Here is a 16,550-nt window from a genome sequence, read left to right on the forward strand (position 1 = left end):
GGTAGAGGTCCGGCATGCCGCTCCTGCTCGCCCTCCTGCTCTCGGCCACCGCCGCCTCCCCGCGCGGCGCGGTCGCCACCGGTCACCCCGCCGCCAGCGCCGCCGCCGCGCAGGTGCTCCGGGAGGGAGGGAACGCGGTGGACGCGGCCGTGGCCGCGGCGTTCGCGCTGAGCGTGGTCGAGCCCGAGTCCTCCGGCATCGGGGGCGGGGGGTTCGCGCTCGTGTACCTGGCCCGGGAGCGCCGGGTGGTGGCGCTCGACTTCCGCGAGGTGGCGCCGGGGGGCGCGTCGGCGACCATGTTCGCGGGCGGCGCCGCGGCCGGCGGGCCGTCGCGCTCGCTCGACGGCGGGCTGGCGGTGGCGGTGCCGGGGGCGGTGAAGGGTTACGCCGAGCTGGCGCGGCGCTTCGGGACGCGGCCGCTCCGGCGGCTGGTGGAGCCGGCGGCGCGCCTCGCCGAGCAGGGGGAGCCGGTGAACCTGCACTACGTCCGCGCCGCGCGGAGCCGGCTCGCGTGCCTGGGCCCGCGCCCCGAGGCCGCGCGCACGTTCCTCGACCGCGGCGCCGGGGGCGCGCCGGCGGCGCCCGCGCCCGGGTGGCGGCTCCGGCAGCCCGAGCTGGCGCGGACGCTGCGGACCATCGGGCGCGACCCCGAGGCGTTCTACCGCGGCCCGCTCGCCCGGAAGATCGCGCACGCCGCGAGGGCGGAGGGTGGGGTGCTCACCGAGGCGGACCTGGCCGCCTACCGCACCCGCGAGCGGACGCCGCTCGAGGGGCACTACCGCGGCCACCGGGTGGTGTCGATGCCGCTGCCCTCGTCCGGCGGCAGCATCGTCATCGGGCTCCTGCAGGCGCTCGAGCACGAGGACCCGCGGGCCGGCGGCCACTACCGGCCCGAGCGCTTCCTCCACGCCATGGCCGAGGTGGAGAAGCGGCTGTTCGCGCGGCGCGCCGTGCTCGGCGACCCCGCGTTCGTGCCCCGCGCGGCCGAGGTGGAGCGCGAGCTCGTGTCGGAGGAGGGTGCGGCGCGGCTCGCCGCCGCGGTGGGCGAGCGCGCCGCCACCGTGGAGGCGCCGCCGCCCACGCAGGAGTCGAGCCAGACCTCGCACCTGTCGGTGATCGATCGGGAGGGGAACGCCGTCGCCCTCACCACCACCGTGAACTTCCTGTTCGGCTCCTGCGTGGTCGTGCCCGGCACCGGGATCCTGCTCAACGACCAGATGGACGACTTCGACGCCGCGCCCGGCGCCGCGAACGTGTTCGGCGCCGTCGGCACCGGCGCGAACGCGCCCGCGCCCGGCAAGGTGCCGCTCTCGTCGATGGCGCCCACGCTCGTGTTCGACGGAGCCGGGCGGCTCGCGCTGGTGGTCGGCGCCGCCGGCGGGACGACCATCCCGACCACGGTGGCCCAGGTGATCTCGCACGTGGTGGACGACGGCATGGGGCTCGCCGAGGCGCTCGCCGCCCCGCGCATCCACCATCAGTGGAAGCCCGACGCCCTGCAGGTCGAGCCGAACGGGCTGGAGGCCCTGACCGCCCGGGCGCTGGAGGCGCGGGGCCACCGGCTGCTGTGGCGCGACCGCCGCTGGTCGAACGCGCACGCCGCACGCGTTGCGCCCGAGGGCTGGATGGAGGCCGCCAGCGACCCGCTGCTCGAGGGCGGGGCGGCGGTGCCGTAGCCCGGGAGGCGTGACCGCGGGGACGGCGCGGTCCGGAACAGGCTCCGGGGAAAGGGCTGACGAGGGGCGGGGGGAGGTCGTGGGCGGGCGGTAGCGCGGGGGCGAGGCGCGCGCGTGGGGGCGGCGCTCGTCGACGGGACGGGCCCGCGGGTGGGCAGCGCCGGGACGAGATCGGCTCACCGGCGAGGCCGGCGCCCGGGGAGGTCGTCGGGGGAGAGCAGACCGTGCCGGCGCCATCCCCTCGCGAGGAGCCACGTTCGCGGGGCCGCGGTGACCTTCCGCGCCTCCGCAGGTCCGCCGCCGCGCCACCCGTCGAACCACCGCCCCGAGGAGAACCGGTCCACGCCCCCGCGCCCCGCCGGCTTCCCCAGCCGCGCGAGGTGGCTGCGGTGGTTGAGCAGCACGTAGGCGAGCGCGTTGCGGACCTCGGAGGGCGTGCCCAGCACGCGCGCGTGGTAGCGGTCCGCGAAGACCTTCCCGCGCCGCCCCATCATCCGGTTGAGCCCCTTCGCGAGGCGGATACACAGCCCCTGCATCCCCGACGAGAGCGCGCGCTGACCGTCCGCCTCGACGAGGAGGTGGAGGTGGTTGCCCTCGAGCGCGAAGTGGACCACGCGGAAGGTGGGGCTGGCCGCCGTGGCCCCCTCGAGCGCCGCCTCGACGACGCGGAGGGAGCGCTGGCTGCGCAGGTTCCAGACGTGCGGGAGCACGCGCAAGGTGACGTGCACCGGCGTGGCGGCGGTGACCGCGGGCCGCCCGTGGTGAGACACCCCCGCCCGCGCGCCCTTCGGCTTTCGTCCCGCGCCCGCCCGCCGGCCGCCGTGGGTGCGAGGAGGAGGAAGCCGGAACCGGAGCTGACGCGAGCCGCGCATGATTGGGCAGACATTAACGCAGCGTGATGGCTGGGTCCACTGACCGTGTGGGTCGCAAGCAAGCGTTCCATGCGGCGTCACGCGCCCGCACGCCACCATACGCGTCATCCGGCTCGCACCTCACGCCCAGCTCGCGGTTCGACAGGCTCACCGCGAGCGGAGGGGGCCTCCGTCCCGCGGGCCCGAGCGCCACATGGTTGGGCACATATCCTTCCGCGGGTCCGCCGCGAACGCAGAGACTCCCCCGAGCCCGCCCTCAGCTCGCGCCCCCACCAGGCTCACCGCGAGCGAAAGTGCCCGCCTCTCTCGCCCCCGCTCACGCCGCTCGACTGTCACCCAGGCTCCCGGTCCATCTGTCACCCAGGCTCCCGGTTCGCACGCAGGTCCACCGTCAGTAGATTGTCCCCCGCGCCCCGCGCCCCGCCCTCGGGCTTCTCGCAAGCCGATCCCGCCATGCCCGGCCCCGGTCACGCGCATTCGCCCCCGACCGCCCCCGCCCCCTCAAAGCCCCACCACGCCCACCAACGGCCCCGCCCGCCCACGCCCACCCGCCGCCCCGCCCGCCCGCTCAACCACGCCCGCCCCGCACCGCCGGACGGTTGCGCTATCCTCCCCGCATGCCCGACGACTTCCTCGCCGACTCGGCGCGCGCGGCGCTGTCCGCCGAGGTCCGCCGGCTCTCCGGCGCCCTCCGCGACGCGCAGCGCGCGCTGGCGGCGCTGGGCGGCACGTCGCTCCCGGGGCTGCACCTGGTGCTCGAGGCGGGCGGCCGCCGCGCGCTGCTGCCGGTCGCGCAGGTCGCCGAGGTGGTCCGCATGGTCGCGCTCGCGCCGCTGCCGGGCGCGCCGGCGCACGTGCTCGGGACCTTCTCCTGGCGCGGGGTCCCGGTGGTGGCCGTGGACCTGGCCGCGGCCGCGGGGGCGCGCGCGGACCTGGACCTCGACGCGCGCGTGGTGGTCCTCGCGGGCGCGCCGGCGCTGGGGCTCGCGGTGGAGCGCGTGGCGGGCACGGTGGACGGCCCGGGGCTGTTCGAGGGCGATCCGGCCGAGGCGGCGGCGGAGGGCTGGCGGGGGTCGCCGCTCGTGGCCGGGCTGTGCGTGGACGCCGGCGAGGTGCTGCCGCTGCTCGACCCCTCGCCGCTGCGGGCGGCGCTGGCGGGCGCGGGCGCGCCGGCGGGATCGTGACGGACGGCGCCCTGGGGCCGGCGGCGCTCGCCGCAGTGGCCCGCGCGCTGGCCGCGGAGACGGGGCTCTCGCTCGCGAGCGGCCTGGGCGATGCGCTGCGCGCGGCCCTGGACCGCGCGGCGGAGGATCGAGGCACGACGGCGGCGCGGCTCGCGGCGGCGGTCGCGGCGGGCGACGCCGGGGCGCTCGCGGCGCTGGTGGAGCAGGCCGCGGTGCGCGAGACCTCGTTCTGGCGCCACCCCGAGCAGCTCGCCGCGCTGACCCGGCTCGCCGGCGACGGCCCGGCGCCGCTCCGCCTCTGGTCGGCGGGCTGCGCGAGCGGCGAGGAGGCCTACGGGCTCGCCATGCTGCTGCGCGAGGCGGGCCGCGGCGCCGCCGCGGGCGACCGCGTCCTCGCGACCGACCTCTCCGCCCGCGCGCTCGAGGCGGCGCGCCGCGCGCGCTACGGCGCGCGGACGCTGCGGCGGCTGCCGCCCGCGCTGGCGGCGCGCTGGCTCCTGCCGGCGGGGCCGGACGGCGCGCGGGCGGTGCACCCGGAGGTGCGCGCGCCGGTGGAGGTCCGCCACCACAACCTCGTCCGCGACCCGCCCCCCGGGGCCGCGTTCGACGCGGTGGTGTGCCGCAACGTCCTCATCTACTTCGACCCGGCGGTCGCGGCGGCGGTGCTGCGCACGCTGCTCGCCGCGGTGCGCCCCGGGGGCTGGCTGGTGCTGGGCCCGGTGGAGCTGCCGCTCGCGGCGGACCTCCCCGTCGAATGGGTGGAGGACGGCGGGGCGACGCTGCTGCGGCGCCCGGGCTGATCGCGCGCGGCCGCGTCCGCGCGGGCTTTCCCGCGCGCGGCCGGTTACGATCCCGCCGTGTTCGACGCCTTCCTCCACGCCGGCGCGCTCGGGGCGCGCGAGGTCGCGGACCTCCGGTTCTTCGGGATCGAGGGGGCGCTGGTGCCGTCCGGCGACGCGGTGGTCACGGCGACGCCGGCGGCCATCCGCCGCGGCTGGGAGCAGGTCGCCGGCGCCACCCGGCGGCTGCGCCGGGGCGGCCTCGCGGCCTGGGCCGCCCTCGGCGTCCACCCGCGCCGGATCCCGTCGCGCGGCCTGGAGGCGCTGCTCGCCGAGCTGCCCGACGCCCTGGGCCGCCCGGAGGTGGCGGCGCTCGGCGCGGTGGGCCTGGCCGAGGGCGGCGCGCTGGAGGAGCGGGTGCTCTCGCGCCAGCTCGAGCTGGCGCGCGAGCTGCGGCTGCCGGTGGTCGCGGCGGTCCCGCTGCGCGGGCGCGAGCGCCTCACCCGGCGGCTGCTCGCGGCGCTGCGCGAGTCGGAGCTGGAGCCGGCGCGCGTGCTGGTGGCGGGCGCCGACGAGCGCACCGTGAAGGCGATCCGCGCCTGCGGCCACCTGGCGGGCCTGTCGCTGTCCGGCGGGGCCGGGCCGCGCGGCGCGGTGGACGCGGCGGTGCGGGTGGTGGCGTCGCTCGGGCCGGAGGGGATCGTCCTCGGCTCCGACGCCGGCGTGGGCGGCGGGGACCTGCTGGCGCTGGCGCGGGCGGCCGACCGGATGGCGAAGGCCGGGCTCGCGCCCGCCGTCATCCGCCGCGTGTGCGGCGCGAACGCGATCCGCTTCCTCGGCGTCGATCCGGCGGGGCTGCGGGGCCGCGCGTCCAGTGCCCGCTCCGCCCGCCCTTCTTCTCGATGAGCTCGATGGCCGTGATCGACATGCCCTTCTCGTACCGCTTCAGCATGTCGTAGATGGTCAGGCAGGCGGCCGAGACCGCGGCGAGCGCCTCCATCTCGACGCCGGTCCGGTCCACCGTGCGCACGGTCGCCTCGACCGCCACGCCGCCCGGGCCCGGCACCGCGCTCACGTCCACGCCGGAGAGCGCGATGGGGTGGCAGAGCGGCACCAGGTCCGGCGTCTTCTTCGCGGCCATGACGCCGGCCAGCCGCGCGGCGGCGAGCACGTCGCCCTTCTCCACCTCGCCCGCGCGGATCCGGCCCACCGTGTCGGCGGACATGGCCACGAAGCCGCGCGCCACCGCCACGCGCTCGGTCTTCGGCTTCGCGCCGACGTCGATCATCTTCATGGCGGCTAGTTCCAGCTCTCGGTGACGTGCTCGCCCAGCCAGCGCTCCGCGTCGATCGCCGCCGAGCAGCCGGTGCCGGCCGCGCTGATCGCCTGGCGGTAGTGCGGGTCGGAGACGTCGCCCGCCGCGAACACGCCCGCCACGCTGGTCGCGGTGGAGGGCGCCTTCACCGCGAGGTAGCCGACCTCGTTCATCTCGAGCTGGCCCTTGAAGATGCCGGTGTTGGGCTCGTGCCCGATGCCCATGAACACGCCCTTCAGCGGCAGCTCGCGGGTCGAGCCGTCGCGGGTGTCCTTGAGCCGGACGCCGGTGACCGCCTTCCCGTCGCCGAGGATCTCGTCCACCACCGCGTTCAGCGCGAGCTCGATCTTCGGGTTCTTGCGGGCGCGGTCCTGCATGATCTTGGAGGCGCGCAGCTCGCCGCGGCGGTGCACCACGTACACCTTGCTCGCGTACTTGGTGAGGAAGCTCGCCTCCTCCAGCGCCGTGTCGCCGCCGCCCACCACCGCGACCTCCACGCCGCGGAAGAAGAAGCCGTCGCAGGTGGCGCAGGCCGACACGCCGCGCCCCTGGTACTGCTTCTCCGACGGGATCTGCAGCCACTTGGCGGACGCGCCGGTGGCGATGATCACCGCGTCGGCGGTGTAGAGCGTGTCGTCCTGCCAGAGCTTGAAGGGGCGCTGCGAGAAGTCCACCCGGGTGATCTCGCTCGCCTCGAAGCGCGTGCCGAAGCGCTCGGCCTGCTTCTTCATCTTCTCCATCAGCTCCGGCCCGAGGATGCCCTCGGGGAACCCGGGGAAGTTCTCCACCTCGCTCGTGATGGTCAGCTGCCCGCCCGGCTGCATGCCCTCGAACAGCAGCGGCCGGAGGTTGGCGCGCGCGGCGTAGAGCGCGGCGGTGTAGCCCGCGGGGCCGCTGCCGACGATGACGAGCCGCTCGTGCTTGGACATGGCGTGACCTCCCTGGTGCGAGGGGACCTCTGAATAGCCGCTTGGAGCCAGCGTGTCACGGCGAAGGTTCGCTCGCGCATCGCCCGGGCGAGGGGGCGGCCGGCGCCCCGCCGTGCGCGGTCGAAACCGTTGACGGACCGGCCGTTTTGGCGGAAGGTTCGCCTCCTCCGGGCCGTTGGCCCGACACACCTCCCGCGGAGCCCTCATCCCCATGCGCAACGTCGTCCTCGGCGCGCTCGCCGTCCTCGCGGCCGCCTGCCAGTCCCCTCGCCCGGCCCAGCCGGCGCAGCAGAAGGAGAACCCGTCGGCGCCGGTCGCCAAGGTCGGCGGCCAGGCCATCACCGCGGGCGAGCTGGACGAGCTCGTGAAGAGCGACCTGAAGCAGCTCGAGCAGCAGTACGAGGAGCAGAAGTACCAGCTGAAGCGCCAGGGCCTGGAGTCGATGATCCGCCGGCGCGTCTTCGAGGCGAAGGCGAAGGCCGAGGGCATCACGCCGGACGAGCTGGTGAACCGCGACGTGGTCGCGAAGATCCCCGAGCCGGCCGACGACGAGGTCCGCGCGCTCTACGAGCGCGCCAAGGCCGGCGGCCAGCAGCTCCCGCCCATCGACCAGGTGAAGCCGGACATCGCCCGGTTCATCAAGAACCAGAAGGCCCAGGCCGAGCTGACGGCGTACTACGAGAAGCTGAAGAAGGACATGAACGTCGAGGTGCTGCTGCCCGCGTACATGCCGCCCAAGGTCGAGGTCGCGGCCACCGGCCCGTCGAAGGGCCCGAGCGACGCGCCCATCACCATCGTCGAGTTCTCCGACTACCAGTGCCCGTTCTGTGTGCGCGCCGAGCCGACGGTGAAGGACGTGATGGCCGCGTACCCGGGCAAGATCCGGGTGGTCTACCGCGACTTCCCGCTGCCCTCGCACGACCTCGCGCCGAAGGCGGCCGAGGCGGCGCACTGCGCCGGCGACCAGGGCAAGTACTGGGAGATGCACGACCGGCTCTTCGCCGCGAACGGCAAGCTCGCCGTGGACGACCTGAAGGGCTACGCCCGCGACGTCGGCGTGGACGGCGCGAAGTTCGACCGCTGCCTGGAGTCCGGCGAGAAGGCCCCGGTGGTGCAGGAGCACCACAAGGCCGGCGAGGCCGCCGGCGTGAGCGGGACCCCGGCGTTCTTCATCAACGGCCGGCTCATCTCGGGCGCGCAGCCCCTGGAGGCCTTCAAGGCCGTGATCGACGAGGAGCTGAAGGCGACGGGCAAGCTGTAGGCCCCGACCTCAGGCTGGCGAAGCCGGCGGCCCCGTCCTAGATCCGGACGCGGCCGCCGTGCCGTTTCGGAGGTGTCGAGTGGGCGCATACGGACAGGGTGAGGGCGCGACGCTGGGCGAGCGCCGGAAGACGCGGCAGATCCGGGTCGGCAACGTGCGGATCGGCGGCGACGCCCCGATCGCCGTGCAGTCGATGACCACCACCCAGACCGCCGACGCCGCGGCCACGCTGGCGCAGATCCGCGCGCTGGCCGAGGCGGGCGCCGACGTGGTGCGCCTGGCCGTGCCGGACCAGGACGCCGCCGCCGCGCTGCCGGAGATCGTGAAGGCCACCCCGGTGCCGCTGGTGGCCGACATCCACTTCGACTACCGGCTGGCGCTCGCCGCGCTGAAGGCCGGCATCCACGGCATCCGCCTCAACCCGGGCAACATCGGCGCGCGCGAGCGGGTCCGCGAGGTGGTGAAGGCCGCCCGGGAGCGCAGCGTCCCGGTGCGCATCGGCGTGAACGCCGGCTCGCTCGAGAAGGACATCGTCGAGAAGCACGGCTGGCCAACCGCCGCCGGCATGGTGGAGAGCGCCGAGCGGCACATCCGCTTCCTCGAGGACGAGGGCTACCGCGAGATCAAGGTCTCGCTGAAGGCGCACGACGTCGCCATGACCGTGCAGGCGAACCGGCTCTTCTCCCGCCAGTTCGACTACCCGCTCCACCTCGGGGTCACCGAGGCCGGCACGCTGCTCGCCGGCACCGTCAAGAGCGCCGCGGGCCTCGGCATCCTGCTGGGCGAGGGGATCGGCGACACCATCCGCATCTCCCTCACCGCCGATCCGGTCGAGGAGGTGCGGGTGGCGCGCATGCTGCTCACCTCGCTCGGGCTCAAGTTCGGCGGGGCCACGCTCACCTCCTGCCCGACCTGCGGCCGGTGCTCGGTGGACATGATCCCGGTGGCCGAGCGCGTCGAGCGCCGCCTCGCCACGCTCAAGGGCGAGGTGCAGGTGGCGGTGATGGGCTGCGAGGTGAACGGGCCCGGCGAGGCGGCCGCCGCCGACGTCGGGATCGCCTACGGCCACAACGGCGTGGGGCTGCTGTTCCGCGACGGCAAGATCGTGAAGCGCATGAAGGCGGAGGAGCTGGAGGAGGCGCTGGTGGCCGAGGCCATCCAGATCTCCGGCCAGCGCGCGCCGAAGTAGCTCCGGGCGCTCGCCGTTCGGCAACCCCGGAGCAGGCTCCGACGAGCGGATCGTGCAGATCCGCTCACCCTGAGCGTAGGCGGTGCCATCGGCGCCGCCGGAGTCGAAGGGTCAGGGCGCCCGGCCCGCCGCGAGCGCGGCCAGGTACGCCGCGAGCGCGCGGCGGTCGGCGTCGGTGCCGCGGAACGGCGGCATGGCCCGGTTCAGCTCCGGCAGGCGGCCCAGCGCCTCGTACGCGCGCGGGGCGTCCCAGCCCGCGACCCGCGGGGCGAGCGGGATCTCCCGGTGGCAGTGCCAGCACTGCTGGGTGAGCACGCGCTTCCCCTGTGCGGCGAGCTCCGGGGTCTCGACCGGCGGGGGCGCGCGCGGGCCGAAGGTGCCGGCCGGGAGCTGCGACAGGAGCGCCGCCCCCAGCGCCAGGACCACCGCGGCGACGAGCGCATAGCGGGTGCGCGCAGGCATGGGGTTCCATTGTATAACCCACCCCCATGCACGCCGTCCGCTACAGCCAGGCCTTCATCCCGACGCTGAAGGAAGCGCCCGCCGACGCGCAGGTCGCGAGCCACAAGCTGCTCGTCCGCGCCGGCTTCATCCGCCAGCTCGGCGCCGGCATCTACGACTACCTGCCGCTCGCGAAGCGCTCCCTCACCAAGATCGAGGCGATCGTCCGCGAGGAGATGAACGCCATCGGCGGCCAGGAGTTCTTCCTGCCCGCGCTCCACCCGGCCGAGATCTGGAAGGAGTCCGGCCGCTGGGAGGTGATGGGCGACAACATGTTCCGGCTGAAGGACCGCAAGGGCGGCGACTACGGCCTCGGCATGACGCACGAGGAGATCTTCACCGCCATCGCCCGGGACGAGCTGCGCAGCTACCGGCAGCTCCCGCAGGTCTGGTACCAGATCCAGACCAAGTTCCGCGACGAGCCGCGGCCCAAGTCCGGCCTGCTGCGCGTGCGCCAGTTCACCATGAAGGACGCGTACTCCTTCGACGTGGACCGGGCCGGCCTCGACAGGAGCTACGAGGACCAGCGCCGCGCGTACGAGAAGATCTTCACCCGCTGCGGCCTCGACTTCGTGGCGGTGCAGGCGCACTCCGGCTCGATGGGCGGCAGCGAGTCCTCCGAGTTCATGGTGCGCACCGACGCCGGCGAGGACCTGGTGGCCGCGTGCCCGAGGTGCCGGTACGCCGCCAACACCGAGACCGCCACCTCGCGCGTCGCCGCCGAGGCCGACGGCCCGGGGCTCGCCGTGCCCGAGAAGTTCGCCACCCCCGGCGTCGTGACCATCGAGGCGCTGGAGCGGGCGCCGCACTCGGTGCCGGCCCGGCGGCAGCTGAAGACGCTCGTCTACCTCGCCGACGAGCAGCCGGTCGTCGCGGTGGTGCGCGGCGACCAGGAGCTGAACGAGGCGAAGCTCCAGACCGCCACCGGCGCGCAGGTGGTCCGCCCGGCGCACCCCGAGGAGATCCCGCCGCTCATGGGCGCGCACGCCGGCTCGCTCGGCGCGGTGCGGTTCACGAAGGCGCGCGTGGTGGTCGACCCGTCGCTCGCCGACCGCAAGGACATGGTCACCGGCGCGAACGAGGACGGCTTCCACCTCCGCGGCGTGGACGTGAAGCGCGACCTCCTCGCCCACGGCGCCACGCTGGCCGAGCTGCGCACGGTGAAGGCCGGCGAGGGCTGCCCGCGCTGCGAGGGCGCGCTCGAGGTCTTCAAGGCGCTCGAGGTCGGCCACATCTTCAAGCTCGGCACCAAGTACTCCGAGTCGATGAAGGCGACCGTGCTCGACGCCGAGGGCAAGCAGGTGCCCATCATCATGGGCAGCTACGGCATCGGCGTGGAGCGCATCCTGGCCGCGGCGATCGAGCTGCACCACGACGACAACGGCATCGTGTTCCCGATGGCCATCGCGCCGTTCCACGCCACCGTGCTCACGCTCGGGCCCGAGCCCGAGCTGCGCAAGGCGGCCGAGGAGGTGGTGGCCGCGCTCGGGGAGGAGGGCGTCGAGGTGCTGTTCGACGACCGCGACGAGCGCGCCGGGGTGAAGTTCAAGGACGCCGACCTGCTCGGCATCCCCGTCCGCATCGCGGTGGGGAAGAAGGGGCTCGCCGCCGGCAACGTGGAGTGGAAGCTGCGCAAGGGCGGCGCGGTGGAGCTCGTCCCGCTGGCCGAGGTCGCGCGCAAGGCGGCCGAGGCGGTCCGGGGGGGGACGTAGTCGGTCCGGCCCGGGCGGGCGCATCCCGCCGCGCCGGGCAGCGGAGGGGTGGATGCGCGCGAAGCTGTCGGTGGGGGCCGAGGGCCAGGTCACGTTGCCGCCGCGCGAGGCGGAGGCGCTGGGGCTCGCAGGGGGCGGCGACGCCGAGCTGGTGTCGGCGCGCGGCGCGTTCGCGCTGATCGCCCCGGCGCGCGGCGAGACGCCGCGCTCGTGGTTCGCGGGCTCGCTCTCGGCGCTGTCGGTGCCCGAGGTGATCCAGTTCGTGTTCACCTCGCTCAAGACCGGCGTGCTGCTGCTCGCGTTCGGCGCCGACGGCGAGCATGCCGCCGCGCCGGACCGGCCCGAGCAGCTGCGGCGGCGCAGCATCTTCTTCCGGGACGGGCAGGTGGTGTTCGCCTCGTCGTCGGAGCCCGCCGAGCGGCTCGGCCCGATGCTGGTGCGGTCCGGGCTGGTCCGCGACGAGGACCTGGAGCGCTGCCGGCACCTGGTCTCCGCCGGCCACCCGCTCGGGCAGGTGCTGGTGGACCAGGGGTTGCTCTCGCCCGGCCAGCTCTACGAGGGGATGACGCTCCAGGTGACGGAGATCCTGATGGGCTCCTTCCTGGAGGCCGCGGGCACGTTCGCCTTCCTGGAGGGCCGGACCGACGAGCAGAACGCGGTGAAGCTGCCGCAGCGCACCCGCGAGCTGCTGCTGGAGGGCATGCGGCGGGTGGAGGAGGCGGAGCAGCTCGGCCGCGAGCTGGGCGGGCGCGAGGTGGTGCTGCGCCGGGCCCGGGCCGGCGCGGACGCCGGCGGGCTCGCCCCGCTGGAGGCGCGGCTCGTCGAGGCGGTGGACGGGGCGCGCACGCTCCCCGAGGCGGCGCGGGCCGCCAGCCTCACCCTGCGCGAGGCGCTCGCCACCGCGGCGGCGCTGGTGCGCCGCGGCGTGCTCGCGGTCCCGGCCCTGCCCGCGGTCCCGGCGCCCGAGCCGGCACCGGAGACGCCGCGCCCGACCCCGCCGCCCGGCTTGCGGACCTCCGGGCCGTTCGAGACGTACCGCCGCATCTTCCAGCGCGTGCACCAGGCGCTCGCCGCCGCGCAGCCGGACGCCTCGGCGCGGCTCAACACCTACTTCGACCGCCTGCCCCCGAAGCAGCGCGCGCTGTTCGAGGGCGTCCGCCTGGCCGAGGACGGGTCGGTGGACGTGATGCTGGTGCTCGCGAACGTGCTCGCGGTCGGGACCTGGACCGGCGCCGCGGCGCGGGCCCGGGCGCTGGAGGCGCTCGAGGACCTGCTCGCGTTCGCGCTGTTCGAGGTGAAGAACTGCCTGCCCCGCCCCGAGGCCGACGCGCTGCTGCGCGAGGTCGGGCGCATGCAGGTCGGAAAGGCCTAGCCATGAAGCCGTCGGAACGGATCTGCGCCGCGCTCGACTTCCCCACCTCCGCCGCGGCCGAGCCGTTCGCGCGCGCGGTCGCTCCGGAGGTCGGGCTCCTCAAGGTCGGGCTCGAGCTGTTCGCGGCCGAGGGGCCCGCGGCGGTGCGCGCCGCGGCGGCGCTCGGCCGGCCGGTGTTCCTCGACCTGAAGCTGCACGACATCCCCAACACCGTGGAGGGCGCGGCGCGCAGCGCGGCCGCGAGCGGCGCGGCGCTGCTCACCGTGCACGCCGCCGGCGGCGCGGAGATGGTGAGGGCGGCCGTGCGCGGCGCCGGCCCCGGCGTGCGGGTGCTGGCGGTGACGGTGCTCACCAGCCTGGACGCGGCGGCGCTCGAGGCCATCGGCCTCGCCGGCCCGCCCGAGGCGGCGGTGGTGCGGCTGGCGCGCCTCGCGGTGGACGCCGGCGCCGGCGGGATCGTCTGCTCGCCGCACGAGGTGGCGGCGGTGCGCGCGGCGGTGGGGGCCGGCCCGCTGCTGGTGGTGCCCGGGGTGCGGCCGGCGGGCGCGGCGAAGGGCGACCAGGCCCGGGTGGCGACGCCGGCCGAGGCGGTGCGCGCCGGCGCCGACGTCATCGTGGTGGGGCGGCCGCTCCGCGACGCGGCCGATCCGGCCGCCGCGGCGCGCGCCATCGCCGCCGGGCTCTAGCGGGGCGACGCATGGCCGACACCGAGGCGCGCGAGGAGGTCACCGCCGACGAGCTGGCGGACCTTTGGCCGGTGCTCTCCCCCGAGGACCGGGTGGAGGGCTTCCACCTGCTGCCTCGGGCGGAGGCGGAGGACCTGTTCCTGACGCGCTCCGCGCGCGACCAGGCCGATCTCCTCCGCGCCGTGCCGCACGAGGAGCAGCGCTCCTGGGCGCGCCTGCTCGCGCCGGACGACGCCGCCGACCTGGTGCAGGCGGCCGAGCCGGAGGAGCGCGAGCGGCTGCTCGGGCTGCTGGACGAGCAGACGCGGCGCGACGTGCGCGCGCTGCTCGCCTACGCCGAGGACGACGCCGGCGGCCTGATGAGCCCGCGCTACGCGCGGCTCCGGCCGGACATGACGGTGGACGAGGCCATCATCTACCTGCGCCGGCAGGCCCAGGAGCGGCTCGAGACCATCTACTACGTCTACGTGCTCGACGACGCGCAGCGGCTGCTCGGGGTGGTGAGCTTCCGCGAGCTGTTCGCGGCGCAGCCGGGGCGCCGGGTGCGCGACATCATGCGCGCCGACCCGGTCACCGTCCGCGACGACCAGGACCAGGAGGCGGTGAGCCGCGTGTTCCGCGACACCGACTTCATGGCGCTGCCGGTGGTGGACGCCGAGGGGCACCTCAAGGGCATCGTCACGGTGGACGACATCGTGGACGTGGTCGAGGAGGAGGCCACCGAGGACATCCAGAAGATCGGCGGTATGGAGGCCCTGGGCGCGCCGTACCTCGAGGTCGGCTTCACCGCCATGGTGAAGAAGCGGGCCGGCTGGCTCGCCGCGCTGTTCCTGGGCGAGATGCTGACCGCCACCGCCATGGCGCGCTACGAGGACGAGATCGCGCGGGCGGTGGTGCTGGCGCTGTTCGTGCCGCTCATCATCTCCTCGGGCGGCAACTCCGGCTCGCAGGCCACCACGCTCGTCATCCGCGCCATGGCGCTCGGCGAGGTCCGGCTGCGCGACTGGTGGCGGGTGATGCGGCGCGAGATCGGCGCCGGGCTCGCGCTCGGCGCCGTGCTCGGCACCATCGGGTTCCTGCGCATCGTGCTGTGGCAGGCGGTGCGGCCCACCTACGGCGAGCACTACCTGCTGGTCGCCTCCACCGTGTTCTGCAGCCTGATCGGCGTGGTGACGTTCGGGACGCTGGCGGGCTCGCTGCTGCCGTTCGTGCTGCGCAGCCTGAAGCTCGACCCCGCCAGCGCCTCCGCGCCGTTCGTGGCCACGCTGGTGGACGTGACCGGGCTCGTCATCTACTTCACCACGGCGACGCTCATCCTCTCCGGCACGCTGCTCTGAGCGGTGGCGAGCTCGGCGGCCCGCGCCCCCTCGCGCTGCAGCTCGGCCGCGCGGCCGCGCCGCGCCAGCACGTAGTAGATCACCGGGACCGCGTAGCGCGAGAGCAGGGTGGACGCCACCGCGCCCGCCATGAGCGCCACCGCCAGCCCCTGGAAGATGGGGTCGGCCAGCATCACCGCGCTGCCCACGATGACCGCGAGCGAGGTGAGCGCCATGGGGCGGAAGCGGACCAGCACCGCCTCCTCCACCGCCGCGGCGAGCGGCATGCCCTCGCGCAGCTTCAGCTCGGCGAAGTCCACCAGGATGATGCTGTTGCGCACCACGATGCCGGCGCCGGCGATGAAGCCGATCATGCTCGTGGCGGTGAAGAACGCGCCCCACAGCCCGTGCGCCGGCAGGATGCCGACGAGCGACAGCGGGATGGGCACCAGGATCACGAGCGGCATCGAGAAGCTCTGGAACCAGCCCACCATGAGCACGTAGATGAGCAGCATCACCGCGCCGAAGGCGAGGCCGAGGTCGCGGAACACCTCCAGCGTGATGTGCCACTCGCCGTCCCACTTCATCGAGGCGTGCTCGGTGTCGGGCGGGTGGGCGAGGCCGTAGCGGGCCACCGGCTCGCCGCGGTCGCCCCTCAGCCCCTCGAGCTTCTGGTTCAGGGCCAGCAGCGCGTACAGCGGGCTCTCGATCTCGCCGGCCAGGTCGGAGGTGACGTAGGTCACCGGCTTCATGTTCTTGTGCTGGATCTCCGGCGCCTCGCGGGTCTCCTCGACGTGCACCAGCTCGGACAGCGGCACCAGCCCGCGCGCGCCCGGGACGGTGAGCGCGAGCAGGGAGTCGAGGCGGGTCCGCTGCGCCGGCGCGAGCTGCAGCACCACCGGCACCTGCGCCGCGCCCTGGGACCCGTGGAACGTGCCGAGCGGCGCGCCGTAGCCCGCCGCGGCGAGCGTCTGCACCACGTGGGCGGGCTGCACGCCGTGCAGCGCCGCCTTCTCGCGGTCCACCGAGAGCGCCAGCTTGGGGTTCGTCGGGTTGAGCGTCGAGTCCACGTCCACGACGCCCGGCACCGCCTCGAACGCGGCCTTGACCTCGCGACCCAGGCGGTCGCGCTCCTGCGCCGACGGGGCGTAGATCTCGGCCACCATGGTGGCGAGCACCGGCGGGCCCGGCGGGATCTCGACCACCTTCACGCGCGCGCCGGCGGGGTGCGCCAGCGCCTCGATGAGCGGGCGGACCCGCACCGCGATGGCGTGGCTGGCGGCCTTGCGCTCGCCCTTGGGCGAGAGGTTCACCTGCAGGTCCACCATCTCCGGCGCCTCGCGCATGAAGCTGTGGCGGACCATGCCGACGAAGGTGAACGGCGCGGCCACCCCGGAGTGCACCTGGACGCTCTCCACCTCCGGCTCGGCCAGCAGCCGGCGGGCGACGTCCTGGCCCAGCGCCAGCCTCCTCGCGCGCCGCGCCGGCGGGCAGGTCGAGCTGCACCTGGAACTCGCTCTTGTTGTCGAACGGCAGCATCTTCACCTTCACCGCGCCGGTGAAGAGCAGCGCCACCGCGCCGAGCAGGAGCGCCGTCACCAGCGCCATGAAGCCGAGCTGCACCTTCCACGAGCCGAGCAGCGCGCGGATGACCTTTCGGTCGAGGCGGGCCACGCGGCCCTCGGGCGCCGACTCCGCCACGGCGTGGGGCTCGGCCGAGGCCGGCTCCGGCGACTCGTGGCCCGGATCCGCCGGGTG

At 75.4% G+C, this 16,550-nt stretch carries 15 protein-coding genes; 10 read left to right on the plus strand and 5 right to left on the minus strand.

What is annotated here, in order from left to right:
• Positions 1–14: 14 nt before the first annotated feature.
• Positions 15–1,676, plus strand: coding sequence for a gamma-glutamyltransferase (gene ggt, locus ACOQFB_RS00450; RefSeq protein ID WP_421609166.1), 1,662 nt, complete (start codon positions 15–17; stop codon positions 1,674–1,676).
• A 176-nt stretch (positions 1,677–1,852) separates the two neighbouring features.
• On the opposite strand, the gene ACOQFB_RS00455 is transcribed toward ggt, so the two are convergent.
• Positions 1,853–2,551 carry a transposase gene (locus tag ACOQFB_RS00455; protein ID WP_421609306.1) on the minus strand — a complete coding sequence of 233 codons (699 nt, stop codon included), beginning with the start codon at positions 2,549–2,551 and terminating at the stop codon, positions 1,853–1,855.
• Positions 2,552–3,165: 614 nt separating this feature from the next.
• Between ACOQFB_RS00455 and ACOQFB_RS00460 the strand changes: the two genes are divergently transcribed.
• From ACOQFB_RS00460 to ACOQFB_RS00470, 3 genes are read left to right on the plus strand one after another with little or no spacing between them, the layout of a single operon-like run.
• Positions 3,166–3,732 carry a chemotaxis protein CheW gene (locus ACOQFB_RS00460; RefSeq protein ID WP_421609167.1) on the plus strand — a complete coding sequence of 189 codons (567 nt, stop codon included), beginning with the start codon at positions 3,166–3,168 and terminating at the stop codon, positions 3,730–3,732.
• Positions 3,729–4,532, plus strand: a complete 804-nt coding sequence (locus ACOQFB_RS00465) for a CheR family methyltransferase (protein WP_421609168.1) — start codon at positions 3,729–3,731, stop codon at positions 4,530–4,532. Before ACOQFB_RS00460 ends, ACOQFB_RS00465 begins: the two co-directional genes overlap by 4 nt.
• Before the next feature lie 57 nt (positions 4,533–4,589).
• Positions 4,590–5,417, plus strand: a complete 828-nt coding sequence (locus tag ACOQFB_RS00470; RefSeq protein ID WP_059438836.1) for a TatD family hydrolase — start codon at positions 4,590–4,592, stop codon at positions 5,415–5,417.
• On the opposite strand, the gene moaC is transcribed toward ACOQFB_RS00470, so the two are convergent.
• Positions 5,308–5,805 (minus strand): cyclic pyranopterin monophosphate synthase MoaC, encoded by a 498-nt coding sequence (gene moaC, locus ACOQFB_RS00475; protein WP_059438835.1) that lies wholly within the window; start codon positions 5,803–5,805, stop codon positions 5,308–5,310. The genes ACOQFB_RS00470 and moaC overlap by 110 nt on opposite strands.
• A gap of 5 nt (positions 5,806–5,810) precedes the next feature.
• Positions 5,811–6,755: a thioredoxin-disulfide reductase gene (gene trxB, locus ACOQFB_RS00480; RefSeq protein ID WP_059438834.1), complete on the minus strand. Its 945-nt coding sequence runs from the start codon at positions 6,753–6,755 to the stop codon at positions 5,811–5,813.
• A gap of 211 nt (positions 6,756–6,966) precedes the next feature.
• Here trxB and ACOQFB_RS00485 point away from each other — a divergent pair, with 211 nt between their 5' ends.
• Both ACOQFB_RS00485 and ispG read left to right on the plus strand, forming a co-directional pair.
• Positions 6,967–8,016 carry a thioredoxin domain-containing protein gene (locus tag ACOQFB_RS00485; RefSeq protein ID WP_421609169.1) on the plus strand — a complete coding sequence of 350 codons (1,050 nt, stop codon included), beginning with the start codon at positions 6,967–6,969 and terminating at the stop codon, positions 8,014–8,016.
• Positions 8,017–8,095: 79 nt separating this feature from the next.
• The gene (gene ispG, locus ACOQFB_RS00490) at positions 8,096–9,205 is read left to right on the plus strand and encodes a flavodoxin-dependent (E)-4-hydroxy-3-methylbut-2-enyl-diphosphate synthase (protein ID WP_059438832.1); all 1,110 of its coding nucleotides are present in this window, start codon (positions 8,096–8,098) and stop codon (positions 9,203–9,205) included.
• 111 nt (positions 9,206–9,316) lie between these two features.
• Here ispG and ACOQFB_RS00495 read toward each other — a convergent pair whose 3' ends face one another.
• Complete coding sequence (locus ACOQFB_RS00495) at positions 9,317–9,667, minus strand: c-type cytochrome (protein ID WP_421609170.1); 351 nt, start codon at positions 9,665–9,667, stop codon at positions 9,317–9,319.
• Between the two features lie 26 nt (positions 9,668–9,693).
• On the opposite strand from ACOQFB_RS00495, the gene ACOQFB_RS00500 reads away from it, so the two are divergent.
• The 4 genes from ACOQFB_RS00500 to mgtE are packed head-to-tail and all read left to right on the plus strand — an operon-like array spanning position 9,694 to position 14,813.
• Positions 9,694–11,418, plus strand: a complete 1,725-nt coding sequence (locus ACOQFB_RS00500) for a proline--tRNA ligase (RefSeq protein ID WP_421609171.1) — start codon at positions 9,694–9,696, stop codon at positions 11,416–11,418.
• Positions 11,419–11,470: 52 nt separating this feature from the next.
• Positions 11,471–12,790, plus strand: a complete 1,320-nt coding sequence (locus ACOQFB_RS00505) for a DUF4388 domain-containing protein (RefSeq protein ID WP_421609172.1) — start codon at positions 11,471–11,473, stop codon at positions 12,788–12,790.
• Positions 12,791–12,792: 2 nt separating this feature from the next.
• Positions 12,793–13,476: an orotidine-5'-phosphate decarboxylase gene (pyrF, locus tag ACOQFB_RS00510; protein ID WP_421609173.1), complete on the plus strand. Its 684-nt coding sequence runs from the start codon at positions 12,793–12,795 to the stop codon at positions 13,474–13,476.
• An 11-nt stretch (positions 13,477–13,487) separates the two neighbouring features.
• Positions 13,488–14,813, plus strand: coding sequence for a magnesium transporter (gene mgtE / locus ACOQFB_RS00515; protein ID WP_059438431.1), 1,326 nt, complete (start codon positions 13,488–13,490; stop codon positions 14,811–14,813).
• Here mgtE and ACOQFB_RS00520 read toward each other — a convergent pair.
• Positions 14,768–16,210, minus strand: a complete 1,443-nt coding sequence (locus tag ACOQFB_RS00520; protein ID WP_494492397.1) for an efflux RND transporter permease subunit — start codon at positions 16,208–16,210, stop codon at positions 14,768–14,770. The genes mgtE and ACOQFB_RS00520 overlap by 46 nt on opposite strands.
• Positions 16,211–16,550 lie beyond the last annotated feature (340 nt).

The sequence above is a fragment of the Anaeromyxobacter sp. Red801 genome (genome assembly GCF_049201065.2).
GTDB lineage: Bacteria > Myxococcota > Myxococcia > Myxococcales > Anaeromyxobacteraceae > Anaeromyxobacter.